Below are 24,499 nucleotides of genomic sequence, written 5' to 3'. Positions count from 1 at the left end.
ATGGAAAGACATCTGTCAGATGTTTTGCCCTCGTTTAGTTCGTTCATCTACTGAATAGAAATAACTGGTTGCGCACGTTCTTTTACGGAATGCATTTGACAATGTATAATATAGCTAGGATCAAATGAAGGATTGAGGTGTTAATATGCAACGTATTACAAACTTATTGGCGATTAAGGATGGCAAAGTGTTATTACTGCAAAAGCCAAGAAGAGGATGGTTTGTTGCTCCAGGCGGAAAGATGGAGCAAGGAGAATCCATTTATGAATCAGCAGTACGTGAATTCCAAGAAGAAACGAATTTAACACCAAACTATGTTCATTTAAAAGGCACATACACTATGGTCATAAAGGATGGCGATAACGTAGTAGATGAATGGATGCTTTACACATTTGTCGCAACAGATGTGGAAGGTACCGCGTTTGATGAAACAAGAGAAGGTAAGCTTGGCTGGCATTCAATAGATAGTTTAAGTACACTACCAATGGCTGCTGGGGATCGCACAAATTTAATATTCGCGGCATTAAAGAGTGGCATGCAATATGGTACATTTGAATATACAAAGGATTTTGAGTTAATTAGCGAAAAAATCCAAAATTCAATGGAACAATAAAAAAGGAGCTGATTTTGTGGGTAATAGTTCAAGCTATACACATGAGCTAGTTATTATTACAGGGATGTCCGGAGCAGGTAAAACAGTTGCTGTACAAAGCTTTGAGGATTTAGGATATTACTGCGTCGATAATTTACCACCAGAATTATTAACGACCTTTTTAACCTTAATGAAAGATTCTGCAAAGAAAATTACACGGGTTGCCGTTGTGATGGATTTACGCGGGCGCGAATTTTTTGAATCGCTTATCGAATCCCTCGATACTTTGTTAGAAGAAGAGGAAATTTCGCCGCGCATCTTATTTTTAGATGCAGATGATGCAGCACTTGTTCGTCGTTATAAAGAAACACGTCGAGCACATCCGCTTGGACCACAAGGGTTACTACTTGAAGGGATTCAACTTGAACGTCAGCTACTTTCTGAAGTAAAAGGACGAGCACAAATCGTTGTTAATACTTCAAAATTAAAGCCACGTGAATTACGAGAGCGCATTACGACAGAGTTTTCGAATATGAGCAGTCCTACATTTTCAATTAATGTCATGTCATTTGGTTTTAAGCATGGGATTCCGATTGATGCGGATTTAGTTTTTGATGTCAGATTTTTAAAAAATCCATATTATGTAGAAGAGCTTCGTCACAAAACAGGGTTGCAAACAGAAGTTTCCTCCTACGTTTTAGCAACGGAAGAAACGCAACAGCTCATTATGAAGTTAACGGATTTATTAACATTTATGATTCCACAATATCGTGATGAAGGGAAATCACAGTTAGTCATTGCATTTGGCTGTACAGGTGGTCAACATCGCTCTGTGACACTAGCGGAATATTTCGGTAAGCTCATTGGAAACAATCATCACGCCGTTATTTCGCATAGAGATATCAATCATAGAAAGGATTGATGTAATGAAAAAAAAGAAGACACGTATTGTAGTTATTGGTGGCGGTACAGGGCTATCAACGATTTTACGTGGTTTAAAACTGCATCGATTTGATATTACGGCGATTGTAACCGTAGCAGATGATGGTGGCTCATCAGGACGATTGCGCGATGATTACGATATTCCACCACCAGGAGATGTCCGAAATGTCATCGCAGCACTATCGGATGTAGAGCCTTTGGTGGAGCAAATGTTTCAATATCGTTTCTCTCAATCAGCGGATTTAGAAGGGCATTCATTAGGAAATTTAATGCTGACTGCTCTAACGGAAATTACCGGTGATTTTAATCATGCCATTGCTGAGATGAGCAAGGTATTAAATGTCCATGGAAAAGTCGTACCAGCTGCCAATAAAAAAGTAACACTCCATGCAGAATTAAACGATGGTACGAAAATCGTTGGGGAATCTAAAATTCCGTCTGGCCATGCGCCAATTAAGCGCGTGTATTTAGAGCCAGGTAATGTGAAGCCATTACCAGCTGCGATTCATGCTATTGAGCGTGCAGAGTATATTTTAATTGGTCCTGGTAGCTTATATACGAGCATTATCCCTAACTTACTTGTGAAAGGAATTGGGGAGGCAGTCGTGCGCGCAAAAGGACAAAAAATTTATATTGCCAACTTAATGACGCAGCTTGGAGAGACGATTCATTACAGCGCGTCGCAACATATAGAAGCAATCCATGAACATGTGGGGCAACCGTTTATCGAGGCAATGCTTATAAATGAAAAAAGATTGCCGTCTTCTATTTATGAAAATTACCGTGAAGAAAATGCGGAGCCTGTGCAATTTGATGTCGAGAAACTCGAACAAATGGGTATTCAAATTATAAAAAAAGAAATCGCTATTATTCAAGACGGTGTTGTACGTCATGATGCGAAAAATTTAGCAGATTGGCTTTGTGAATATACAGGGCAAAATAAAAATTAATAAGGATCAAAAAAATAAACTTGTAAGTGTCTGTATACATAGTTTGCTAGGAAAGGGGGAACACAACGCATGTCATTTGCATCAGAAATGAAAAAAGAAATTACACAAATTGAAGCGGATGACAGCAGCTTAAAAGCAGAAGTATCCGCTCTTATTCGCATGAATGGTTCATTAAGTTTTGCCAATCGCCAGCTCAGTTTAGATGTGCAAACGGAGAACGCCGCGATTGCAAGAAGACTTTATACCATTGTGAAAAAACTGTATCCATATACCGTAGAATTGCTTGTTCGAAAAAAGATGCGTTTGAAAAAGAACAATGTTTATATTTGCCGTATTCGTGATGGAGCCCGTGAATTATTAGCAGATTTAGAAATACTATCGAACTCATTTGAACTCAATCATACGATTTCAAATGTATTTATTCAGAAAAATAATCAGAGGCGTGCTTATTTACGAGGGGCATTTTTAGCGGGTGGTTCAGTCAATAATCCAGAAACATCTTCCTATCATTTAGAAGTATATTCTTTATATATAGAGCATGCAGAAGCATTAGCAGACCTGATGAACCGTTATGATTTGAATGCGAAAACGATTGAACGAAAAAAAGGCTTCGTTACGTATTTAAAAGAAGCTGAAAAAATTTCTGATTTCTTAAACTTAGTAGGTGCACACCAAGCGATGTTAAAGTTCGAGGATGTTCGGATTGTTCGCGATATGCGTAATAGTGTCAATCGCATCGTGAATTGTGAAACGGCTAATTTAAATAAAACAATTGGTGCCGCGATAAGACAGGTAGAAAATATCCGCTATATTGATAATGCAATCGGTTTAGATCAGTTACCAGAGAAATTACGTGAGATTGCAAGATTGCGTGTGGAATATCAAGATGTTACATTAAAAGAACTGGGTGAAATGGTATCCACTGGTGTCGTAAGTAAATCTGGTGTGAATCACCGTTTACGAAAAATTGATGAAATCGCCGAAGCTATACGTCGCGGAGAGCATGTAATCAAATAAAATGTGAACGATTTCATAATTCATGTGTTCATGGATTGTTCTTTTTGGAAAATTTAGATAAGATGAAGTATATAGAGTAAGGAACGGTTGTGAAAGGGAGTTTTATATATGGTAGAAAAGCAAGTTGAAGTAAAACTAAAATCTGGCTTACAAGCTAGGCAAGCAGCATTATTTGTACAAGAGGCAAACAGATATACATCGGATGTATTTTTACAAAAAGACCATAAAAAGGTCAATGCAAAATCGATTATGGGTATTATGAGCTTAGCTGTGGCAAAAGGAACAGTTGTCACATTAAGAGCAGAAGGCCATGATGAAGAAAAGGCACTTGATGCATTGCAAGTGTTAATTGAAAAAGAAGACTAATCAAGCAAGTTTACGTAACACAAACAAATGAGTTAATTCCATTTGTTTGTGTTTTTGTTTGTGGAAAGAAAAAAACTGCCCTTACAATCATGGAAAATGATTGTAAGGGCAGTTTAGTAGCTTAATCTTTTACTTTTTAGAATCGTTACTACGTTCGTAAATTTTATCGATTAAACCGTACTCTTTCGCTTGTTCAGCAGTCATGAAGTTATCACGATCTGTATCGCGCGCAAGTGTTTCGTAATCTTGACCAGAATTTTCAGCCATGATACGGTTTAATTTTTCACGTAAGAATAAAATACGTTTTGCAGCAATTTCAATTTCAGTTGCTTGCCCTTGTGCGCCGCCTAAAGGTTGGTGAATCATTACTTCTGAGTTAGGTAATGCAATACGTTTTCCTTTTGCACCCGCAGATAATAAGAAAGCACCCATTGAAGCTGCCATACCGATACAAATCGTTGAAACATCTGGCTTGATGAAGTTCATTGTGTCATAGATGGCCATACCTGAAGTAATTGAGCCACCTGGAGAGTTAATGTAAAGGTGAATATCCTTATCTGGATCTTCTGCTTCTAGGAATAAAAGCTGTGCAACGATTGAGTTTGAAACGTTGTCATCAATGGCACTTCCTAGTAAAATAATACGGTCTTTCAATAAGCGTGAATAAATATCATAAGCACGCTCACCGCGATTTGTTTGTTCAATAACTGTAGGAATTAAATTCATTGTAAAATCCTCCCCTGTTAAAAGCTAAATTCGTTTACTTGTGCTGAAATTTAGGTATGCATTCCAGCTGTATACCTATAATACACGTGTTAGTCAAGGATGGTCAAATATAAAGTCTGATTTTCGTAGTTGAAAAATAAGCTAAGCCTTTGTATAATAGGAAGGTCGTATACTTCATTAAATAGAAGTGGTCATTTTACCATTAATAACATAATGAAGCCTATACCTTTTAATACTAAGCCCTCGTGGTGTAATGGATAACACGTAAGATTCCGGTTCTTGCGCTGGGGGTTCGATTCCCTCCGAGGGCGCCAAATTACTTATTAAAGAACTAGTAATAATTATATATAAATCCCTCTAAATGTTGAGCTATCAGCGTTTAGGGGGATTTACTCTTTGCAAATGTATTTTCGAGAAAACGTTAAAAATGAAGCGATATTACACATTATTTTTGACCTGCAAATAGTGTAGACCATTATAACTTCCCTTAAGTTTTAACCGAAAGTTCACAAACTTAAATATCTTTCTAAAAATAATTGAATTCGCTTGAAAAAAACCTCAATAATTAGTACATTTATACATATTACATTTGTTGTAAGAAAAATCGACTTTTTTCGACAACGAACAAAAGCTATGTATTTATTTAAGTAGCTATACTGTTATGCCTTTTATGGGCACCATTTTACTGTTTTAATATACTTATATATACCAATTGTAGAGATAGGCTAGGCGTAATTGATTGGGCTATCATCAACAATGGGGGTTGAAGGTTTAAGGGATAAGATAATCACTGTACCGATTCATTTTATCCTAAACTCAATCTTTTTAAACTTAAAATTAACTTTCGAGCGTAACACATCTAATCCATGTGTTGCGTTTTTTTTGTAAATCTTAAAGAAGTTATGGGGAAATTAACAAAATAAGGCATGACAATGGTTGTCGTGACACATGAGATGGGCTTTGTACGTGAAATGGGCGACCGCGTATTATTTATGGATGGTGGCTATATTGTAGAAGAAGGTCATCCAAAAGATATATTTGGCAATCCGCAAAACGAACGTACAAAAGCGTTTTTAGGCAAAGTATTATAAACATTTAGCGGCATATACTAGTGTATACTGCTCTTTCAAAATTAAATTAAAAATGCCGCCTTACTGAAATAAAGTAAGGCGGCATTTTTTCCTCTTTTAGTTTGGCATATTTTTCGCTTGTTGCGCTTGTCCGTACATATTGAGCATCGTGTTCATATCGGCTTGTGCAAGTTGTGCGACTTGGTAAATACCCTTTTTGTTTTGGTAAAGTGAAATTTCGTAGGCCATTTCAATACAGTTGGCCACGGAATCTTGGAGAACGCGACGTAAAACGGGGTTTGTTGCTTCGAGTGCAGCAGACGTTTTTCCGGTAGCACTAGTTTTATGACAGCCAAGCATGAAACCAGAAATAACGCCGTCACAAATTTCACTTGGTGTTTGTATCGGCTTTTTCGGTTCGCCAGGTTTCAGCCCATAAGTGAAGTCATTGCCCATTTGCATATTATAGCTTCGTGTCGGATGCTGTGGGTCGTGCCCGGTTTTGTATGCCTCCATCGTAATATTGTATTCATCGAGCATAAACGCATACTGACGGTCCATAATGGTAAGGAGCTCTTGGTCTTGTACTTGATCTCTTAATAGTACATATTGATTGAGACCAGCAATCATTGAACCTAAGACCTCATGTGCGTCAAATAGCTCGTGCGCACCGTGATTCATCGAAAGTGGCATGGGATTGTCTTGAGATTGGGAAGATTGAGTATGCATATAATAACCTCCATAACAAAATTTTCGTACAACGTTATTGTGGCAATTAGTAAAAAAAATATGCATGAACGAAAATGAATTAAGAAGGAAAAGAGGGATTTTTTGTGATAAAAAATAATAAAGGCAATGCATTAGTGACAGTACTTGTAATTATTGCAGTCATTGGAATTGTAGCAATGTTCACTATTCCAAAATACAATAAATTAATAGAAGGTGAAGAACAAATTGATGCTTCTTGGGCACAAGTGGAAAATCAGTTGCAAAGACGGTTTGACTTAATTCCCAATTTAGTCAATTCAGTAAAAGGTTACGCAGCACATGAAGAAGGGATTTTTACACAAATTGCGAAGGCGCGCACAGATTACGGAAATGCTGGCACTGTTGAACAAACAGCAACTGCAAATAATGAACTATCAGCAGCATTAGCACGTTTACTTGTTATTGTGGAAAAATATCCGGATTTAAAAGCGGATGTTCAATTTACACGCTTAATGGATGAACTGGCAGGAACGGAAAATCGTTTGGCAGTTGCTCGAAAAGATTATAACGAGACGGTCCAGCAGTTTAATAATAATGTTCGAACATTTCCAGGCAATTTAATCGCAAAAATGTTTGGCTTTGAGAAAAAAGCGTATTTTGAAATTAAAGAGGGTGTGGAAGAATCACCGACTGTTGATTTTGGAAGTAACGATTAAGTATATGGTCAAGTCACTGTAAGGGAAGGGGGGATGATATGAGATTTTTAGTTTCAATCATAGTATGTATGCTCGTTATGCCGTTGACGATAATGGCAGCAATTCCGGAAAAACCTGCATACAATTCGTACGTTTATGATAAAGCCAATGTCATTTCGGATGATGTGGAGCAAAATTTGATTCGAGCAGCAAAGGCTTTGGAAGGTTCAACAGGTAATGTAATTGTCATGATGACGATTGATACGATTGGCGATTTGGCGCCTTATGAATTTGGTACAGAAGTAATTCGTAAATGGGGCATTGGAGATGAGAAGTTAAATAATGGGATGCTCATTTTTGCGACGACGGATCAAGGACCTGGAAAAAATGATGTTTGGATTTCGGTCGGTGAAGGCTTAGAAGGAGATTATCCAGATGGGTTGCTAGGGAGCATGGTTGACACGTATATGATGCCTTATTTAGAAAATGGAGATTATACGAATGCATTTGCCAACATTTTTAGCACTTTCTATGAGGAAATGGGTGGAGATGCAGGTGGCGCCGATTTGGTGAAACCCATTAATGAGGATGATGATTGGCCGATTGCACTCATCATTTTTATCGTTATCATTTATTTAAGTCTTAGTAAATTTGGTGGCGGTGGTCCTGGTGGCCGTAGACGAGCAGCAAGACGCATTTACCGCGCGGGTGGATTCTCAACTGGCGGCTTTGGCGGTGGTGGTCGCTCATCCGGAGGTTTTGGAGGCTTTGGTGGAGGCAGTTCATCAGGTGGCGGAGCGGGACGTAAATTTTAAGTTTGTAAGAAAACGAACATTTACTAAGGTATAATTGATATTTACCTTAGTAAGTGTTTTGAATTTTAAACGTAGCAAGGAGACATCAAAAATGATTGTACAATTTTATTCCAGACCAAATTGCGAATTATGTGTGGAAGGGCTGCAAATATTGAAATTAGTTCAAGAAGATATTCCATTTCAAATTGAACAAATCAATATTGAAGAAAATGATGCATTGCACGAAAAGTTTATGGTAATGATTCCGGTTGTAGAGTTTAACGGGGATGTTATTCAATTTGGACGGTTGGATTACCCAACATTAACGCTGGCGCTAAGTGACAAAAATTAGCGCCTAAACGATAAAATATGAACAGATTTAATAAAAAATAATTGCAGAAAATTCGGCTATCCTTTATACTGTGGTTAGGAAATATTTTTTTTGCACCAAGCGGGACATAAAAATGGTAGCAGGGACAAAAAGTGTCCAATGGATAGTTAGTAGGTGGTTTTTTGGACAAAAGCTCTTTTTTGGATGCAGGGCGTAAGTTAATGCCAGAAATCGATCAGATTTTTAGAAAACGATTTCGTGTTTTACAAGCAATTGAGATGTACGGTCCAATTGGTAGAAGAGCTTTAGCAGAGCAGCTGCAATGGACAGAACGAGAAGTGCGCAATGAAACAGATGTTTTAAGTGAGCAACAACTAATTGTCATTCAACAAAAGGGTATGATTTGCTCGGCGCAAGGGTATAGCATATTAGAACAGCTTAAAGCATTATTTCAAGAAATATCGGGTATAACAGTGAAAGAGCAGCAACTCGCAAAGCTTTATAAAATTGAACGGGTTATTATCATTCCCGGTAATGTTGAAGAAGATGCATCTGTTAAAAATGTATTAGGCAAAGAAGGCGCGAAAATCATTACGCAACACGCACGTGAAAAATGCAATATTGCGGTTACGGGTGGAAATTCCGTTGCAGCAATTGGTGATTTCTTATCGCCGACATCTCCGCTCAATTCGGCATGCTTTATTGCAGCACGTGGTGGTATGGGCGACGAAATGAGCTTCCAGGCAAATACAGTCGTCGCGAAATTCGCACAAGCATGTAACGCAACGTATCGCACATTATTTTTACCAGAACATTTAAGTGAGCAAGCGTATCAAGCGATGAAAAGTGAGCCGATGATCCAAGAGATGATGGCTTTATATGAAGGAATCGATATCGTTGTTCACGGCATTGGCGCGGCGCAAGAGATGGCCATCAGGCGCAATAGTTCTCCAAAAGAGCAGCAACTATTAGAAGAAAAAGGGGCTGTTGGTGAAGCTTTTGGCTATTATTTCAACGAGGTTGGCGAAATTGTTCACCATATTCGAACGATTGGCATTCAGCTCGAACAAGTAAAAAAGGCACAGCATATTATTGCGATTGCGGCAGGTATTAATAAAGCGATCGCAATTCAAGCGTATTTTAAAAATGCCACCTGCCAGACAACATTTATTACAGATGAACGAACGGCAAATGAAATTATTGCCAAAATTAAGTGAGTTTTTTACGGTGTGCTCGGCCATAAACTGACTCAAGAGCAGACTGATTAAATAATAAATATATTTAACTGGAGGAATTACACATGGTATTAAAATTAGCAATTAATGGATTTGGTCGAATCGGACGTTTAGTATTCCGTGAGGCGATGAAACATGAAGAATTTGAAGTAGTTGCGGTTAATGACTTAACAGATGCAGGTCAGTTAGCACATTTATTGAAATTTGATTCTGTTCACGGTGTATACGATGCAAATGTAGAAGCTGAAAACAATGCATTTATCGTCAACGGCAAACGTGTTCAAGTATACTCGGAGCCAGATCCAGCGAAATTACCATGGGGTGAACTCGGTGTAGACGTTGTATTGGAATGTACAGGTAGATGGCGTTCGATGGAAGAAGTGTCGAAGCATATTGAAGCTGGTGCTAAAAAGGCGATTTTATCAGCACCTGCAAAAGGCGATATGCCAACATTTGTAATGGGCGTCAACCATACACAATATGATCCGTCGCAGGATGTAATTTCCAATGCTTCTTGTACGACAAACTGTTTAGCACCATTTGCAAAAGTATTGGATGAAAAATTCGGGATTAAACGCGGTATGATGACAACGATTCACTCATACACGAATGATCAACGCATTTTAGACTTCCCACACTCAGACCCACGTCGTGCACGTGCAGGCGCAGTGTCTATGATTCCAACTTCAACAGGTGCAGCGGTAGCCGTTTCGCAAGTATTACCACAGTTAAAAGGAAAGTTAGATGGCTTCTCAATGCGTGTTCCTACACCGAATGTATCATGTGTGGACTTAGTAGCAGAGCTTAATACAGATGTGACACGTGAATCGATCAACGCCGCTTTTAAAGAAGCATCAGAAGGCGAATTAAAAGGCATTTTAGCATACAATGAATTGCCACTTGTGTCGATTGACTATAATGGTAATCCAGCATCATCGACAATTGACGGTCTTTCAACAATGGTCATGGAAAATCGCATGGTCAAAGTCGTATCTTGGTATGATAATGAAATCGGCTATTCAACACGGTTAATGGACTTAGCTTTATACATTGTCGAACAAGGGTTAAATGAAAAATAAGTTTAAATGTGTCATACCTTAATGTCGAATGAAGAAAAAGTGTGACATATTGCATGTTATTCGTCATAAAAAGTATAGCCTTTAAAAGAAGCAACCATTATAATATATGAGGGTATAGAGCGGAAGGGATTACCTAACCGCTCTTTTTTTAACATGGAATAAAAATAAGTAATGGAAAAATATAGAGCGTAACAACGACAAGTGATATTAAATTTTGATACTATTCTTAATGAGAATTTGCATAGCAACGAAATTAGAAATATCCGATACGAATTAAAGGAGGATTTTCTTTATGTTTTTAAAGAAATCAATGAACGATGTAGAAGTTAAAGGGAAACGCGTATTCATACGTGTGGATTTCAACGTACCAATGGAAGCTGGGCGTATTACAGACGAAACGCGTATTCGTGCAGCGATTCCGACAATTCAGCAACTAGTTGAAAACGGTGCAAAAGTTATTTTAGCTTCTCACCTAGGTCGACCTAAAGGCGAAGTAAATGAAGAGTTGCGTTTAACAGCAGTTGGTGTGCGTCTTGCAGAATTAATGAACAAGCCTGTAACAAAACTAGATGAATCAATTGGTGAAGCGGTTGAAGCGGCAGTAAACAACATGCAAGAGGGCGACATCGTGCTACTTGAAAATGTACGCTTCCATAAAGGCGAAGAAAAAAATGATGCAGCTTTAGCAGAAAGCTTTGCAAAGTTAGCAGACCTTTATATTAATGATGCATTTGGCGCAGCGCACCGTGCACATGCTTCAACAGAAGGCATCGCAAAATTTGTGCCAGCTGTTTCCGGTTTATTAATGGAAAAAGAATTAGATGTCCTTGGAAAAGCGTTATCAAATCCTGAGCGTCCATTTACAGCGATTATTGGTGGCGCAAAAGTAAAGGATAAAATCGACGTAATCGAGAACTTATTAGATAAAGTAGACCATTTAATTATTGGTGGCGGTTTGTCATTCACATTTGTAAAAGCAATGGGTCATGATATCGGAAAATCTTTATTAGAAGAAGATAAAATCGAATTAGCAAAAAGCTTTATCGAGCAAGCGAAAGCAAAAGGTGTCGAGTTACATATGCCAGTCGATGCTGTTATAGCGAATGAATTTTCAAAAGATGCGGATACACAAGTTGTTGCAATCGATTCGATTCCAGCTGACTGGATGGGCTTAGACATCGGACCGAAAACGGCTGAAAAATATGCAGAAGTGATTCACAAATCAAATTTAATCATTTGGAACGGACCTATGGGTGTATTTGAAATCGATAAGTTTGCAAACGGTACGAAAACAGTTGCAGATGCGATGGCAAAAACAGCGGGCTATACAATTATCGGTGGCGGTGACTCAGCGGCGGCAGTAGAAAAATTCGGCGTAGCATCACAAATGAACCACATTTCAACGGGTGGCGGTGCCTCTCTTGAATTAATGGAAGGTAAACAATTACCAGGTATTGTGGCTTTAAACGATAAATAATAGATGGAGGGATTTTTTGATGCGAAAACCAATCGTAGCAGGAAACTGGAAAATGTATAAATCATTTGATGAGGCGGTTGACTTTGTTGAAGCGATTCAGCAAGCGATTCCATCTCCAGATAAAGTAGATGCAGTTATTTGTGCACCTGCACTATACTTACCAACGTTAGTAGTGGCAGCAGAGGATTCTTCATTAGCGATTGCTGCACAAAACATGCACTTTGAAGATGAAGGCGCATTTACAGGGGAAATTAGCCCTGCAATGCTTGCAAATATTCAAGTAGATTACTGTGTTTTAGGCCATTCAGAGCGTCGTGAAATGTTCAATGAAACAGATGAAGCGGTGAACAAAAAAGTACGCGCGGCATTAAACCATGGTATCGTACCAATTATTTGCTGCGGAGAAACACTGGAAGAACGTGAAGCAGGTGCCACAGAGCAAAAAGTAGCGGGCCAAATTATAAAAGCTTTAGAAGGTTTTACACCAACAGAAGTGGAACATATGGTACTTGCATATGAGCCAATTTGGGCGATCGGTACAGGTAAAACAGCAACAGCAGATGATGCCAATGCAGTATGTGGTGCGATTCGTAATGTAGTGGAAACATTATACGGTGTGGAAACAGCACAAGCGATTCGTATTCAATATGGTGGAAGTGTAAAACCTGAAAATATTGAAGAACTTTTAGGGAAAGAACATATTGATGGTGCACTTGTTGGCGGTGCAAGCTTGCAAGCCGATTCTTATCTAAAATTATTGGAGGCAGCAGCAAATGCCTAAGCAACCCGTTGCCTTAATTATTTTAGATGGCTTTGCCTTTCGCGATGAAGTAAAGGGAAACGCTGTAGCACAAGCAAATAAACCAAATTTTGATCGTTTCTGGAACGTTTATCCGCATGCAACATTAACAGCGAGTGGAGAATCAGTAGGATTACCAGAAGGACAAATGGGGAACTCTGAAGTGGGGCACTTAAACATTGGTGCTGGACGCATTGTTTATCAAAACTTAACGCGCATTAATAAATCCATTCGTGAGGGAGACTTCTTCCATAACGAACAGTTTTTAGCTGCGATTGAGCATGCAAAAGCACAGGGCTCAAAGCTTCATTTAATGGGCTTACTTTCAGATGGTGGCGTTCATAGTCATTATGAACACTTGTTTGCTTTGTTAAAATTAGCAAAATCAAATGGTTTGGAAGAGGTATATGTCCATGGTTTCCTAGATGGTCGTGATGTTGGTCCTGCGACTGCACGTGACTATATTACAGAAACCGAAAAGCAAATGGCGGAAATCGGCATTGGTAAATTTGCGAGTATTCATGGTCGCTATTTCGCAATGGACCGTGATAAACGTTGGGAACGTGTACAACTAACGTATAAAGCGTTAGTAGATGGCATCGGTCAAACGGCTACTTCTGCATTAGCAGGTGTAGAATCATCATACGAACAAACGGTATATGATGAATTTGTTCAACCGTTTGTCATTACAGAAGATGGCGCGCCTGTTGCAACTGTTGATACAAATGATGCGGTTATCTTCTTTAATTTCCGCCCTGACCGCGCCATTCAGCTTTCAACAGTATTTACGAATGCAAGCTTTGCAGGTTTTGAGCTTTCAGACAAGCAGCCATCGAACGTAAAATTCATCTCATTCACGCATTATAGTGATGAGGTGCATGCAAGTGTTGCGTTCCAATCGAACAACCTCGATAATACAGTGGGTGAAGTCATTTCGAAGGCAGGTAAAACGCAATTGCGCATTGCCGAAACGGAGAAATATCCACACGTAACATTCTTTATGAGCGGTGGCCGTGAAGCAACTTTTGACGGGGAAGAGCGTATTTTAATCGCTTCGCCAAAAGTAGCGACATATGACTTACAACCTGAAATGAGTGCTTATGAAGTGACAGATGCACTGCTTCAAGCAATTGCAGCGGATCAATTTGATGCAATCATTTTAAACTTTGCGAATCCGGATATGGTTGGACACTCAGGCATGTTAGAACCTACGATCAAAGCAATTGAAGTTGTAGATGAATGCTTAGGGAAAGTTGTAGATGCGATTATTGCAAAAGGTGGTAAAGCAATTATTACAGCGGACCACGGAAATTCAGATGAGGTCGTAACATTGGATGATAACCCGATGACAGCCCATACGACAAATCCAGTGCCTGTTATTGTGACGGAGCCGGGGGTTGTGTTACATCAAGATGGCGTTTTAGCGGACTTAGCGCCTACAATGCTACAATTATTAGCAATTGAACAGCCTGTTGAAATGATAGGGAAATCGTTAATTTTGCCAAAGAATCAAGACTAGTTTTGATTTTGGCTAATTATATAGCTTATGAAACATATTAATTTTACTTAAAGAGGAGATTTTTATTATGCCATTTATTACTCAAGTATATGCTCGTGAAGTTTTAGACTCTCGCGGTAACCCAACAGTAGAAGTAGAAGTATTTACAGAATCAGGAGCATTCGGTCGCGCAATCGTGCCATCTGGTGCATCAACTGGTGAATATGAAGCAGTAGAATTACGCGATGGCGACAAAAGCCGTTATTTAGGTAAAGGCGTTGAAAAAGCTGTTGAAAATGTTAACACGCTAATCGCTGAAGAATTAGAAAACCAATATTCAGTATTAGACCAAGTTGTAATTGACCAAGCGTTAATCGCACTTGACGGTACTGAAAACAAAGGTAAATTAGGTGCCAATGCAATTCTTGGTGTATCTATGGCCGTTGCACATGCAGCAGCAGATTACCTGGATGTGCCATTATACCAATACCTTGGTGGCTTCAACTCAAAACAATTACCAGTTCCAATGATGAACATCATCAATGGTGGTGAGCACGCGGATAACAACGTAGACGTGCAAGAGTTCATGATTATGCCAGTAGGTGCTGAAAACTTCAAACATGCATTACGTATGGGTACTGAAATTTTCCACCATTTAAAAGCGGTATTAAAAGAAAAAGGTTACAACACAGCTGTTGGCGATGAAGGCGGTTTTGCTCCAAACCTAGGTTCAAACGAAGAAGCGATTATAGTTATTTTAGAAGCAATCGAAAAAGCAGGTTACAAAGCAGGCGAAGAAATTCGTTTAGCAATGGATGTAGCAGCTTCAGAGTTATTTAACAAAGAAGACGGCAAGTACCACTTAAAAGGTGAAGGCGTAGTTCGTACTTCAGAAGAAATGGTTGCTTGGTACGAAGAATTAACTTCTAAATACCCAATCATCTCAATCGAAGACGGTTTAGATGAAAATGACTGGGCTGGTCACAAATTATTAACAGAGCGCATCGGTAACCGCGTACAATTAGTAGGTGACGATCTTTTCGTTACAAACACTGCTAAACTTGCACAAGGTATCGAGCAAGGCGTGGGTAACTCAATTTTAGTTAAAGTAAACCAAATCGGTACATTAACTGAAACATTCGAAGCAATCGAAATGGCGAAACGCGCTGGCTATACAGCAGTTATCTCTCACCGTTCAGGCGAATCAGAAGACGCTACTATTGCAGACATCGCAGTAGCAACAAACGCTGGTCAAATCAAAACAGGTGCACCTTCTCGTACTGACCGCGTTGCAAAATACAACCAATTATTACGCATCGAAGACCAACTAGGTGCAACTGCACGTTATGAAGGATTGAATTCTTTCTATAATATTAAATAATTTGTTCTTTTTAGAAGCACTCAAACACGGGAGATAGTGGTCCGTTGTTTGAGTGTTTTTTTGGATGAAAGTGAGTGGGGGCGGAGTAATTAGCCAAAAACTGTGTGAAACTAGCCAAGAATCATCGTAAAGTAGCCAACTTAAGATACTAACTAGCCGATTTACTGTAGGAACTAGTCAAACTATGATTTACTAGCCAAATGAGTTGCTAAACTAGCCAATTTCATCCCCTAACCCCAATCTCACAACCCCACGCATCTAATTCAAAACGCAATTACTTACTTCACTCTAATCCTCCTCGCCTAAAATATTTTCCGGGATAATATAATACGTGCCACGCCCCGTACCGACCTTCTCTAAACCGAGGCGCATCAATAATTTGGAAGCAGCATGTATCGAATAAATCCCCACAAACTCACGAAATTCCCGGTTAGTAATATGAGGTTTAATTAGCATGCGATAATGAAAGAGCGTTTCGTTTAATGCATTTTTACTTTTAAAATGACAGACCGCACAAATCCAACTCCCATGTTTATATTGCATCGCATGTAAATATTTGCATTCCCTACAAAGTACACCTCGGCGCAAACGGCTACTTTCCACTGTTCGACGCGGAGGTAATCGGAAATAAAGAGCATCTAATTTCGCGCGAATGAATGACAAATTGCCCGACTTCACCGGAAAACGCTTGTTTAAATTTTCTAAAAAGCTTGGGAGCCCACTAATGTGGAAAATCGGGGAATTTTGAAGAGAATTGTCTGATTTTTCACGGTAGTTAGCAATAACAACCGTATAAAGTATGGGGATAGCCAATTTCCATGAGGCAAAAAGGTTTTCTAAAAAAAGCTGATGTCGATACGCTTGATCGAATGGGTTGGGGAAATTTTCATGAATGCCATCATCTTGAATCCGATAAAATTCATGTTGTGCAGGTTTGTAGAAGAGGGTGCCAGCAATTTGTTTCACTTCGAGGATCAGAATAAATCTAGGTGTTAAATGAGGGCATCCATTTGATGGGTAGAACCTTTTTCATTTTTACATTCAAAATTGTAAATGATTTGGGCATCATTCTTAAATGAATACTCCGTCAAAATTTGCTGAAGTTTCATTTCACCAGCAAGACCAGCTTCCAAACGATAAAATTCATCTTTGACAGCGGCCGTATCTAAATCATCTTTCTTCAAGCGATTTGCGAGTGACTCTATAAAAAGATAGTGTAAAGATTTTTGATTAATTTGCATCAACAAAATCCTCCATTTCTAGTAGTGTGGAAAATAGAGGGGCGAGCAACTTATGAGAGTTTAAACTTGTGTGGTGTGGTTGAATTAGTCTTTTTCACCTCCAACTTTACTGTACAATGTTTGTAAAAGTTATACAAACTGATTCAATTGACGTATATTCAGTGGAAATGTAGCATATAAAATCTATTATGACGTAAAAAGAAGTTTCAAAATAACCATTTCAATTAATAGTATAATCTATATACTATTAAAAAGGGATAATTTAGGAGGGGTATTAGTGATTAAATATGTAGAAGAAAATGTAGATTTAGAAAGTGAATCCAACCCAAACCAGAATGAAGACACGCAGCAAAATCTAAATGAGGATAATAAAAACTCAAAAACGAAAAAAGCCCTTCGAAAAATAAAAAAACGCCAGCAGCTTGAGGATAAGAAAAATGCCTTGCCTGCGCCGAAAAAAGTACAATTTACATATAATGTTGCGAGCGAAAGCATCATTGTAAAAGGTGAAATCGACGAATCCAACGCAAAAAAAGTAGCGGCCAATTATTCGATTCGCTTTAAATTAAGTGGGCAAAAGGAATTTTTAGAATTTGGTTATCAGGCAAAAATTCCAATTACCAAAAAAAATCAATTTCAATTTGAAGTGCTAGAAACTGCATTATTAGCACAGGATTCTATTGCCATTCAACTGTATAGTGATGTTGGACATTATTCTGAAATCGTATATTGCACGTATGAAAGAAAGCAGGAGTCCGGAAAAGGATCAATTGATAGCGTGGAGGACCCTTTAAGTCGATATAAGAAAGCGCAACAATTACATCCTAGCACGAGCAAATAATAAAGAATTCATACAAAAAATGGTTCGCAACGTCAATGATATATTGTCAGCACACAATGAATTTGATATACTATTATGTATTGTAACGTCCGTGTCTAGGAGGTGGAGCAAATGCATACAATATTTACAGTATTACTTATTATCGTAGCTTTATCTTTAATCGTTATTGTATTATTACAATCAGGTAAAAGTGCTGGTTTATCAGGTGCCATTTCAGGTGGGGCTGAGCAACTATTCGGTAAACAGAAAGCTCGTGGGATGGATTTAGTATTACACCGTATCACGATTGTTCTTGCTGTTTTATTCTTCGTATTAGCATTAGCTATTACAAAATTCTAATCGAATGAAATCAATCGCCTAACCGAGCACCATGCATGGTTGGGCGTTTTCTTTTAGTTCCGCAGCAAAAAAACGTATAATAGAATTATCCAGATTAGGAAGATCGCGATTCTGCAGTAATGCATGAATCGTATTTTTCTAAGGAAACATATTGACAGGAGCAATTGTGATGAAAAAGGCAATGTCTGCACCATTTTTATTTGAAGCAGGTCCACGGGCTGTTTTATTATTACATGGTTTTACAGGAAGTTCTGCAGATGTACGAATACTTGGTCGCTTTTTAGAGAAAAATGGATATACTTCTCATGCACCTCATTATAAAGGGCATGGTGTACCGCCAGAAGAACTGATTGTCACAAGTCCCGAAGATTGGTGGCAAGACGTCATAACTGGATACGATACATTAAAACAAGCAGGCTATGAAGAAATCGCCGTTGCGGGACTTTCGTTAGGTGGCGTTTTTTCATTAAAATTAGCACTGCAACAGCCAGTAAAGGGCGTTATTACAATGTGTTCACCGATGACGATGCGCACAACCGATCTAATGTTGCAAGGTGTCATCGAATATGCACAACAATATAAAAAACAAGAAGGTAAAAATGAACAGAAAATAGAACTAGAAATAGAAGCGCTCAAAAATAGAGGAATGGCTTCTTTACCACAGTTGCAGCAACTTATTCAAGAAGTGCGACAGTCCATTGATCTGTTATATGCCCCGATTTTGGTCGTACAATCACGTCAAGATCAGGTCATTGATCCACAATCAGCAAATATTATTTATAATGGTGTGGAATCGATCCAAAAAGAGTTGAAATGGTTTGAGCAATCTGGGCATGTCATTACACTTGGTAAAGAAAGAGATCAGCTACATGAAGAGGTTCTTACGTTTTTTAATTCATTAGATTGGACAGTCTAATGATTAGATAGATATTTTCTGTTCAAAGGAGGGTAAAAAATGACTCAAAACAATGATTTTCAAACGCGAATCCTTTCTTTTATGAAAGAAGAGGATTATAACCCAATGACAGTTTCTGAAATTGAGGAAGCTTTTGAATTAGAGGAAGCGGATGATTTCCGCGAACTCGTTAAAACACTCGTTAAAATGGAAGCACAGGGCCATATTGTTCGCTCTCGTTCCAATCGATACGGATTGCCAGAACGCATGAATTTAATGCGCGGTCGCTTTATCGGACACGCGAAAGGATTCGGCTTCGTGGCACCGGAAGAACAAGGTATGGATGATATCTTCATTCCACCGTATGAAATTAATGGGGCATTAAATGGCGACATCGTATTAGTCCGTGTGTTAAAAGAGACTTCTGGTGATCGCCGTGAAGGTACAATTACAAAAGTAGTAGAACGCAGCAAAACAACATTTGTCGGTACGTTCCAAGCAAATCGCGGCTTTGGCTTTGTCGTGACGGATGATAAAAAGCTCAACATGGACATTTTTATCGCCAAGGAAGATACTTTAGGTGCAGTAGATGGTCATAAAGTTGTTGCAGAAGTAACGCATTGGCCAGATGAAACAAAATCGGCTACAGGTATGATTACAAAAATTTTAGGTCATCGAAATGATCCAGGTGTGGACATTTTATCGATTCTTTATAAATACGATATTCCACCAGAGTTTCCTGAAGAGGTCGTGAAAGCGGCAACGGAAGTAACGGATGAAATTTCAGCACAGGATTTAGTTGATCGTCGTGATTTACGTAATGAAGTGATCGTGACAATTGACGGCGCAGATGCGAAAGACTTAGATGATGCGGTTACTGTCGTTAAAAATGCAGATGGCACGTATAAGCTAGGTGTTCACATTGCGGATGTTAGCTATTATGTGACACAAGGTTCGGTCCTTGATATCGAGGCGTATGAGCGTGCAACATCTGTGTACTTAACCGACCGTGTTATTCCAATGATTCCACATCGTTTATCGAATGGAATCTGTTCATTAAATCCACAGCTTGATCGTTTAACATTATCATGTGAAATGACGATTGATGGCAGTGGGCATGTGATTAAGCATGACATTTTCCAAAGTGTTATCAATACAACAGAGCGCATGACGTATACGGATGTGTACCAGATTTTAGAGCAGCCAGATGAACATCCAGAGCTAATGGAGCGTTATGCCGATTTAGTGCCGATGTTTAAAGATATGGCGGAGCTTGCACAAGTGTTGCGCAATAAACGTATGTCGCGCGGTGCCATTGATTTTGACTTCAAAGAATCGAAAGTACTTGTATCAGAAGATGGCTGGCCAACTGAAATCGTTTTACGTGAGCGCACAGTTGCCGAGCGTTTGATTGAAGAATTTATGTTAGCGGCCAATGAAACGATTGCGGAACATTTCCACCATATGGAACTTCCATTTATTTATCGTATTCACGAAGATCCGAAGCCTGAAAAATTACAGCGTTTCTTTGAGTTCGTGACGAATTTTGGCTTAGTCATTAAAGGTTCGGGCAATTCGGTTCATCCGAAAGCGTTACAAGAAATTATTACAGCAATTGAAGGATTACCAGAAGAGCCGGTTATTTCGACGATGTTACTGCGTTCAATGCAGCAGGCAAAGTATTATCCAGAATCACTTGGTCACTTCGGCTTGTCGACGGATTTCTATACGCACTTTACTTCACCAATTCGACGCTACCCAGATTTAATCGTGCATCGTTTAATTCGCACGTATTTAATTAATGGCGATACATCGAAGGAAACGGTATTCCAGTGGAGTCAAGCGATGGATGATATTGCGGATCATACATCAAGTCGTGAACGCCGTGCAGTAGAAGCAGAACGTGATACAGATTCACTGAAAAAAGCGCAGTTTATGTCCGATAAAATTGGTGAAGAATTTGATGGAATTATTTCTTCCGTTACAAACTTCGGAATTTTTGTGGAGCTAGAAAATACAGTAGAAGGTCTCGTGCATATTTCAAATATGGCTGATGACTACTACCGTTTTGACGATCGCTCATTGATGATGATTGGCGAACGCACTGGACGCCAATTCCGTATTGGTGATGAAGTGAAAATTCGCGTTGCCAATGTAGTGATTGAAGAATCTTCTGTAGACTTTGAAATTGTGGATATGATTTCGAATGCACGACCATTTAGAAAGCCAACTGCAAGAGTCATTCATGCAGGCCGTCAAGAAAAGCGCCGTCCAGAGCGAACAGGTGAAAAACGTGATAGCAAGTCGCGCGGAGCCAGCAAAGAGCGTCCGGCAAAAGCGAAAAGAAGTAGCGGTTCCGATGAACGTGATCCACGCGGTCGTAGAAAAGATGGTAAATCAGACGACAAGCCAAAGTTCTATGAAGGCATTGCTAAAGGGAAAAAGAAAAAGAACAAAAAGAAGAAATAATGTATGAAGCTAGGATCGATGTTCGAAATCCTAGCTCTTTTCTAAGGGGTGTTACTAATGGCAAAAGGCGCAGGTAAAGTAATAGCACAAAACAAAAAAGCGAATCATGATTATTTCATAGAAGAAACAATCGAAGCGGGTATGGTGCTAACTGGGACTGAAATTAAAGCAGTTCGCGCAAGCAGGGTTCAATTAAAGGATTCTTACGTGCGTCTACGAAACGGCGAAGCGTGGATTATTAATATGCATGTCAGCCCTTTTGAACAAGGAAATCGCTTCAATCACGACCCACTCCGCGAACGTAAGCTGCTCTTACATAAGAAGCAAATTGGTCAGCTTGTCGGCGCGGTAAAACGAGATGGCTATACGATTGTTCCACTAAAAATGTATATTAAAGACGGCTATGCCAAACTTCTTATCGGAACTGGTAAAGGTAAGAAGGATTACGACAAGCGCAATGATATGCGTCAAAAAGAAGCTAAGCGCGATATGGAACGTGTATTCAAAGACCGCCAACGCTAATAAAAAGAGTGCCTCATTATTATAATGAGCGCACTCTTTTTTGTGTATTTGTTAATAATAGGGAATTAGGAGAGTGTCTTATTATGTCGTTAGTTGCAGAAAATTAAGAACATTTAGTTTTTAATGAGGAATTGTGACTTTTTTCAATGATTTATACATTTAATTGGGGTAGAATAAAATTCTTGGAAAAGGAGTGGTTACAAAAATATGGAGCTTTTAAGGCAAATAGAGGTAGTAGATAGAATCATTTTCCACATTGAAAAAAACTTTCACATACAGAACTGCTTAAAGGATATACATCAAATAACTTTTGTAGAGTGTCCCGTATATGAAAGGGCCTTTCAAGAACAAGTCAATTTAACGATTAATCAATACATCAATAATGTACGTACGGAGCAAGCAATTCAATTGTTTGAAGAAACTCAATTGGACGTAGAGGAGGTTGCGTTAGCAGTAGGGATTAATGGCTACTATGAATTCGTGCATATTTTTGAAGAACTTATGGGAGTCAGCCCTAATGCGTACCGAAATCAAATTTGCGATGAAAAAGTTAGTAATTAATATCCAATTAGCTACATGCTGAAATGTTTCTTTACGGTAGTGACATTTACGTGCAAGGATTATTTAGAGACATGTATTAAGGGATTGTTATTGCTTGCTAGTTTAGCTAATTTGTCATATAATTTATTACAGATAGCCAGTGTATGTCTACTCATACGACATACGTTTAGGAGCTTTGTCTCCAGCCGAACTATTCTCGGGTTTTATACTCGGGGACGTTACGGATTCGACAGGGGTGGTTCAAGCTCTGGTCGCGCGTCGGAGGTCTCGTCTTCGTCATCAACGGAAGTTATATTATAACTGGCAAACAACAAAACTTAGCTTTCGCAGCGTAAGCTCGTAAGCGCTCGGCCTCTGCATCGCCCATGTGCAGTACGTCGGGCCCAACTTTAGTGGGATACGATTGCTGGTACCACCTGAGTCAGCAATAAGAGATTTCCAGGTTAGCGACCTAGACGCCTGTTTGTCGGCATAAAGGCTCGCGAATCGCAAATGGACAAACTACACGCGTAGAAGCCGGCGTATTGGAGCTTCTGGACGCGGGTTCGACTCCCGCCGTCTCCATAATACGATTTCATTGAATTTCAATGAGCGTCAAAACCCTTGTATATCAAGGGTTTTTTCTTTTGCCCTATGTCATATAGTTTCATTTAATATCAATCGAACGTAGTCAAAAGCGTAGTCAAAACGCAGTCACGAAAATTACATTTCAATATAGCTAGCAAACTTCTGTATAGCCTCTTCTTTTGCCTTTTTCGTAACGTGTGCATAGATGTTCATTGTCGTTTGTACATCACTGTGTCCTAAACGATCTTGTACTTCCTTCAAACTAGCACCCGCTTCAAATAATAACGAACAATGCGTATGACGTAATCCGTGTGTTGTAATTGTACCTAGCCCATATTTTTTCTGAATGTGTAGAATCCACTTACGAGTCTTTGTGGGCTGTAGGTATTCATTCACTTCATTACTAAACACGAGTTGCTTAGGTTGCATTGTATTGAAGCCTAGCACTAAATAATCCTGCTTCTGCTTTTTCTTCCACTCTTTTAATATTGTCATTGTCTTGTCGTCCATTTTAATCGTACGAGCAACACCTGTTTTTGTAGATTTAACATAGAGCTTATTATCTTTCCCTCGTGAAAGAGCCTTATTAATACGCAGCTCGTTTGTTGTGAAGTTTAAGTCATTCCATGAAAGCGCCAGTGCTTCACCTTTACGCATACCGCTGAAGGCAAGTAAACGGAATAGGGCATATGCTTTGAAATTACTTTCTTGCTCTAAGCATGACAAGAAGTGAATTAATTGCTCACGTGTATAGAAGTTTTCCGATTCTTCTTCATCTTCAACAACCCGTTTTTTTACAGTGTTAATAGACGTTTCAACGTGTGTAAATGGGTTTGTTTGAATGAATCCGCGCTTAATGGCGAAGTCTAATACCTTTGCTGCATATGATTTAACGGTACGAAACTTCTTCAATTTTCCCGCCCACTCATTTACATGCTTTTGACATATATCGATAGTGATTTTTTCAATCTTATATGCACCCATTGAAGGGATTATATGGTTTTTGAAAAGGCTTATTGTTTTTACAAACGTACTTTCTTCTACTGTATTTTCATATTGAACCACCCATAAGTCGTAAAGCTCTTGGTACGTTTCGGCACGCTCTATTTTGTACGTACCATTCGCTACATCAAGCTTTAATCGTGCAAGTGCTAATTCCGCTTCCTTACGTGTTTTAAAGCCGCGCTTCATTGTACGCTTCTGTTTCCCTGTTAGTGGATCAATCCCTAAATAAGCGGGGAATTCATATCTTGTTTCACCATTCTTTAGCTTATAGCTTTTAATTGGCGATACTTTCTTTTTGGTCATTTCAGTATTTCCTCCTAAATCAGTTGCGGGGGCAAATGATAAAAGAGAGGATTTACCTCATGATTATTATAAGCTAATCAAGCGATAAATCCTCAA

25 protein-coding genes, 1 tRNA gene, 1 other RNA gene and 1 pseudogene are annotated in these 24,499 nt (G+C 39.0%); 23 read left to right on the top strand and 5 right to left on the bottom strand.

Going from position 1 to position 24,499, the window contains the following annotated elements:
* Nucleotides 1-145: 145 nt before the first annotated feature.
* The 5 genes from ACQKIH_RS05565 (at nucleotide 146) to ACQKIH_RS05545 (ending at nucleotide 3,867) form a co-directional block, all read left to right on the top strand.
* Nucleotides 146-613, top strand: coding sequence for an NUDIX domain-containing protein (locus ACQKIH_RS05565; RefSeq protein WP_427763959.1), 468 nt, complete (start codon nucleotides 146-148; stop codon nucleotides 611-613).
* A gap of 16 nt (nucleotides 614-629) precedes the next feature.
* Nucleotides 630-1,514 carry an RNase adapter RapZ gene (rapZ, locus tag ACQKIH_RS05560; protein WP_427763956.1) on the top strand — a complete coding sequence of 295 codons (885 nt, stop codon included), beginning with the start codon at nucleotides 630-632 and terminating at the stop codon, nucleotides 1,512-1,514.
* 4 nt (nucleotides 1,515-1,518) lie between these two features.
* Entirely contained in the window at nucleotides 1,519-2,484 is a 966-nt protein-coding gene (locus ACQKIH_RS05555) for a gluconeogenesis factor YvcK family protein (protein ID WP_427763953.1), read from the top strand.
* 69 nt (nucleotides 2,485-2,553) lie between these two features.
* A complete protein-coding gene (whiA, locus tag ACQKIH_RS05550) occupies nucleotides 2,554-3,501 on the top strand; it encodes a DNA-binding protein WhiA (RefSeq protein ID WP_427763951.1) in 948 nt (315 codons plus the stop codon).
* Between the two features lie 108 nt (nucleotides 3,502-3,609).
* The gene (locus tag ACQKIH_RS05545; protein WP_427763948.1) at nucleotides 3,610-3,867 is read left to right on the top strand and encodes an HPr family phosphocarrier protein; all 258 of its coding nucleotides are present in this window, start codon (nucleotides 3,610-3,612) and stop codon (nucleotides 3,865-3,867) included.
* 129 nt (nucleotides 3,868-3,996) lie between these two features.
* On the opposite strand, the gene clpP is transcribed toward ACQKIH_RS05545, so the two are convergent.
* A complete protein-coding gene (clpP, locus tag ACQKIH_RS05540; RefSeq protein ID WP_057987332.1) occupies nucleotides 3,997-4,593 on the bottom strand; it encodes an ATP-dependent Clp endopeptidase proteolytic subunit ClpP in 597 nt (198 codons plus the stop codon).
* Nucleotides 4,594-4,832: 239 nt separating this feature from the next.
* Here clpP and ACQKIH_RS05535 point away from each other — a divergent pair.
* Both ACQKIH_RS05535 and ACQKIH_RS05530 read left to right on the top strand, forming a co-directional pair.
* Nucleotides 4,833-4,907, top strand: a tRNA-Arg gene (locus tag ACQKIH_RS05535).
* Nucleotides 4,908-5,516: 609 nt separating this feature from the next.
* Nucleotides 5,517-5,684: pseudogene (locus tag ACQKIH_RS05530) on the top strand (peptide ABC transporter ATP-binding protein); the annotation flags it as partial.
* A 96-nt stretch (nucleotides 5,685-5,780) separates the two neighbouring features.
* On the opposite strand, the gene ACQKIH_RS05525 reads toward ACQKIH_RS05530, so the two are convergent.
* Entirely contained in the window at nucleotides 5,781-6,392 is a 612-nt protein-coding gene (locus ACQKIH_RS05525) for a spore coat protein (protein ID WP_427763944.1), read from the bottom strand.
* 176 nt (nucleotides 6,393-6,568) lie between these two features.
* Here ACQKIH_RS05525 and ACQKIH_RS05520 point away from each other — a divergent pair, with 176 nt between their 5' ends.
* The 9 genes from ACQKIH_RS05520 (at nucleotide 6,569) to eno (ending at nucleotide 15,660) form a co-directional block, all read left to right on the top strand.
* Nucleotides 6,569-7,087: a LemA family protein gene (locus tag ACQKIH_RS05520; protein WP_083493706.1), complete on the top strand. Its 519-nt coding sequence runs from the start codon at nucleotides 6,569-6,571 to the stop codon at nucleotides 7,085-7,087.
* Nucleotides 7,088-7,125: 38 nt separating this feature from the next.
* A complete protein-coding gene (locus ACQKIH_RS05515) occupies nucleotides 7,126-7,881 on the top strand; it encodes a TPM domain-containing protein (RefSeq protein WP_427763941.1) in 756 nt (251 codons plus the stop codon).
* Nucleotides 7,882-7,972: 91 nt separating this feature from the next.
* A complete protein-coding gene (locus tag ACQKIH_RS05510; protein ID WP_427763939.1) occupies nucleotides 7,973-8,212 on the top strand; it encodes a glutaredoxin family protein in 240 nt (79 codons plus the stop codon).
* A gap of 161 nt (nucleotides 8,213-8,373) precedes the next feature.
* Nucleotides 8,374-9,408, top strand: a complete 1,035-nt coding sequence (locus tag ACQKIH_RS05505) for a sugar-binding transcriptional regulator (protein WP_427763937.1) — start codon at nucleotides 8,374-8,376, stop codon at nucleotides 9,406-9,408.
* A gap of 83 nt (nucleotides 9,409-9,491) precedes the next feature.
* On the top strand, nucleotides 9,492-10,505 hold the full coding sequence (gap, locus tag ACQKIH_RS05500) for a type I glyceraldehyde-3-phosphate dehydrogenase (RefSeq protein WP_427763935.1): 1,014 nt from the start codon (nucleotides 9,492-9,494) through the stop codon (nucleotides 10,503-10,505).
* Between the two features lie 292 nt (nucleotides 10,506-10,797).
* A complete protein-coding gene (locus tag ACQKIH_RS05495) occupies nucleotides 10,798-11,982 on the top strand; it encodes a phosphoglycerate kinase (RefSeq protein WP_427763933.1) in 1,185 nt (394 codons plus the stop codon).
* A gap of 19 nt (nucleotides 11,983-12,001) precedes the next feature.
* On the top strand, nucleotides 12,002-12,763 hold the full coding sequence (gene tpiA / locus ACQKIH_RS05490) for a triose-phosphate isomerase (RefSeq protein ID WP_057987348.1): 762 nt from the start codon (nucleotides 12,002-12,004) through the stop codon (nucleotides 12,761-12,763).
* On the top strand, nucleotides 12,756-14,300 hold the full coding sequence (gpmI, locus tag ACQKIH_RS05485; protein WP_427763930.1) for a 2,3-bisphosphoglycerate-independent phosphoglycerate mutase: 1,545 nt from the start codon (nucleotides 12,756-12,758) through the stop codon (nucleotides 14,298-14,300). The genes tpiA and gpmI overlap by 8 nt, the downstream gene beginning before the upstream one ends.
* 67 nt (nucleotides 14,301-14,367) lie before the next feature.
* Nucleotides 14,368-15,660: a phosphopyruvate hydratase gene (gene eno, locus ACQKIH_RS05480; protein ID WP_427763927.1), complete on the top strand. Its 1,293-nt coding sequence runs from the start codon at nucleotides 14,368-14,370 to the stop codon at nucleotides 15,658-15,660.
* A gap of 288 nt (nucleotides 15,661-15,948) precedes the next feature.
* On the opposite strand, the gene ACQKIH_RS05475 is transcribed toward eno, so the two are convergent.
* Together ACQKIH_RS05475 and ACQKIH_RS05470 are read right to left on the bottom strand one after the other, a co-directional pair.
* Complete coding sequence (locus tag ACQKIH_RS05475; RefSeq protein WP_427763924.1) at nucleotides 15,949-16,626, bottom strand: nuclease-related domain-containing protein; 678 nt, start codon at nucleotides 16,624-16,626, stop codon at nucleotides 15,949-15,951.
* A gap of 26 nt (nucleotides 16,627-16,652) precedes the next feature.
* Complete coding sequence (locus ACQKIH_RS05470) at nucleotides 16,653-16,901, bottom strand: hypothetical protein (RefSeq protein ID WP_427763922.1); 249 nt, start codon at nucleotides 16,899-16,901, stop codon at nucleotides 16,653-16,655.
* A 277-nt stretch (nucleotides 16,902-17,178) separates the two neighbouring features.
* Here ACQKIH_RS05470 and ACQKIH_RS05465 point away from each other — a divergent pair, with 277 nt between their 5' ends.
* From ACQKIH_RS05465 to ssrA, 7 genes are all read left to right on the top strand, one after another.
* Nucleotides 17,179-17,742, top strand: coding sequence for a hypothetical protein (locus tag ACQKIH_RS05465; RefSeq protein ID WP_427763919.1), 564 nt, complete (start codon nucleotides 17,179-17,181; stop codon nucleotides 17,740-17,742).
* Between the two features lie 111 nt (nucleotides 17,743-17,853).
* On the top strand, nucleotides 17,854-18,081 hold the full coding sequence (secG, locus tag ACQKIH_RS05460; RefSeq protein ID WP_057987356.1) for a preprotein translocase subunit SecG: 228 nt from the start codon (nucleotides 17,854-17,856) through the stop codon (nucleotides 18,079-18,081).
* A 169-nt stretch (nucleotides 18,082-18,250) separates the two neighbouring features.
* The gene (locus ACQKIH_RS05455) at nucleotides 18,251-18,997 is read left to right on the top strand and encodes an alpha/beta hydrolase (RefSeq protein WP_427763916.1); all 747 of its coding nucleotides are present in this window, start codon (nucleotides 18,251-18,253) and stop codon (nucleotides 18,995-18,997) included.
* 39 nt (nucleotides 18,998-19,036) lie between these two features.
* Entirely contained in the window at nucleotides 19,037-21,445 is a 2,409-nt protein-coding gene (gene rnr, locus ACQKIH_RS05450; protein WP_427763913.1) for a ribonuclease R, read from the top strand.
* A gap of 57 nt (nucleotides 21,446-21,502) precedes the next feature.
* Nucleotides 21,503-21,967 carry an SsrA-binding protein SmpB gene (gene smpB / locus ACQKIH_RS05445; RefSeq protein WP_057987363.1) on the top strand — a complete coding sequence of 155 codons (465 nt, stop codon included), beginning with the start codon at nucleotides 21,503-21,505 and terminating at the stop codon, nucleotides 21,965-21,967.
* Nucleotides 21,968-22,174: 207 nt separating this feature from the next.
* Complete coding sequence (locus tag ACQKIH_RS05440) at nucleotides 22,175-22,528, top strand: helix-turn-helix domain-containing protein (RefSeq protein ID WP_427763909.1); 354 nt, start codon at nucleotides 22,175-22,177, stop codon at nucleotides 22,526-22,528.
* A 211-nt stretch (nucleotides 22,529-22,739) separates the two neighbouring features.
* Nucleotides 22,740-23,095, top strand: a transfer-messenger RNA (tmRNA) gene (gene ssrA, locus ACQKIH_RS05435).
* 135 nt (nucleotides 23,096-23,230) lie between these two features.
* Here ssrA and ACQKIH_RS05430 read toward each other — a convergent pair.
* Nucleotides 23,231-24,403, bottom strand: coding sequence for a site-specific integrase (locus tag ACQKIH_RS05430; protein ID WP_427763906.1), 1,173 nt, complete (start codon nucleotides 24,401-24,403; stop codon nucleotides 23,231-23,233).
* Nucleotides 24,404-24,499: the final 96 nt, after the last annotated feature.

Origin of the sequence: Solibacillus cecembensis (assembly GCF_050272495.1) — a bacterium.
Classification (GTDB): Bacteria; Bacillota; Bacilli; order Bacillales_A; family Planococcaceae; genus Solibacillus; species Solibacillus cecembensis.
The sequence above is the reverse complement of the archived record's forward strand: the minus strand, read 5'-3'. Positions and strand labels throughout refer to the sequence as shown.

Coding starts and splice junctions, on each gene's coding strand:
- gap (WP_427763935.1), top strand. CDS start 9,492: ATGGTATTAAAATTAGCAATTAATGGATTTGGTCGAATCGGACGTTTA.
- ACQKIH_RS05440 (WP_427763909.1), top strand. CDS start 22,175: ATGGAGCTTTTAAGGCAAATAGAGGTAGTAGATAGAATCATTTTCCAC.
- ACQKIH_RS05525 (WP_427763944.1), bottom strand. CDS start 6,392: ATGCATACTCAATCTTCCCAATCTCAAGACAATCCCATGCCACTTTCG.
- ACQKIH_RS05515 (WP_427763941.1), top strand. CDS start 7,126: ATGAGATTTTTAGTTTCAATCATAGTATGTATGCTCGTTATGCCGTTG.
- ACQKIH_RS05510 (WP_427763939.1), top strand. CDS start 7,973: ATGATTGTACAATTTTATTCCAGACCAAATTGCGAATTATGTGTGGAA.
- ACQKIH_RS05495 (WP_427763933.1), top strand. CDS start 10,798: ATGTTTTTAAAGAAATCAATGAACGATGTAGAAGTTAAAGGGAAACGC.
- ACQKIH_RS05555 (WP_427763953.1), top strand. CDS start 1,519: ATGAAAAAAAAGAAGACACGTATTGTAGTTATTGGTGGCGGTACAGGG.
- eno (WP_427763927.1), top strand. CDS start 14,368: ATGCCATTTATTACTCAAGTATATGCTCGTGAAGTTTTAGACTCTCGC.
- rnr (WP_427763913.1), top strand. CDS start 19,037: ATGACTCAAAACAATGATTTTCAAACGCGAATCCTTTCTTTTATGAAA.
- smpB (WP_057987363.1), top strand. CDS start 21,503: ATGGCAAAAGGCGCAGGTAAAGTAATAGCACAAAACAAAAAAGCGAAT.
- secG (WP_057987356.1), top strand. CDS start 17,854: ATGCATACAATATTTACAGTATTACTTATTATCGTAGCTTTATCTTTA.
- tpiA (WP_057987348.1), top strand. CDS start 12,002: ATGCGAAAACCAATCGTAGCAGGAAACTGGAAAATGTATAAATCATTT.
- ACQKIH_RS05565 (WP_427763959.1), top strand. CDS start 146: ATGCAACGTATTACAAACTTATTGGCGATTAAGGATGGCAAAGTGTTA.
- whiA (WP_427763951.1), top strand. CDS start 2,554: ATGTCATTTGCATCAGAAATGAAAAAAGAAATTACACAAATTGAAGCG.
- ACQKIH_RS05470 (WP_427763922.1), bottom strand. CDS start 16,901: ATGCAAATTAATCAAAAATCTTTACACTATCTTTTTATAGAGTCACTC.
- gpmI (WP_427763930.1), top strand. CDS start 12,756: ATGCCTAAGCAACCCGTTGCCTTAATTATTTTAGATGGCTTTGCCTTT.
- ACQKIH_RS05430 (WP_427763906.1), bottom strand. CDS start 24,403: ATGACCAAAAAGAAAGTATCGCCAATTAAAAGCTATAAGCTAAAGAAT.
- clpP (WP_057987332.1), bottom strand. CDS start 4,593: ATGAATTTAATTCCTACAGTTATTGAACAAACAAATCGCGGTGAGCGT.
- ACQKIH_RS05520 (WP_083493706.1), top strand. CDS start 6,569: ATGTTCACTATTCCAAAATACAATAAATTAATAGAAGGTGAAGAACAA.
- ACQKIH_RS05545 (WP_427763948.1), top strand. CDS start 3,610: ATGGTAGAAAAGCAAGTTGAAGTAAAACTAAAATCTGGCTTACAAGCT.
- ACQKIH_RS05455 (WP_427763916.1), top strand. CDS start 18,251: ATGAAAAAGGCAATGTCTGCACCATTTTTATTTGAAGCAGGTCCACGG.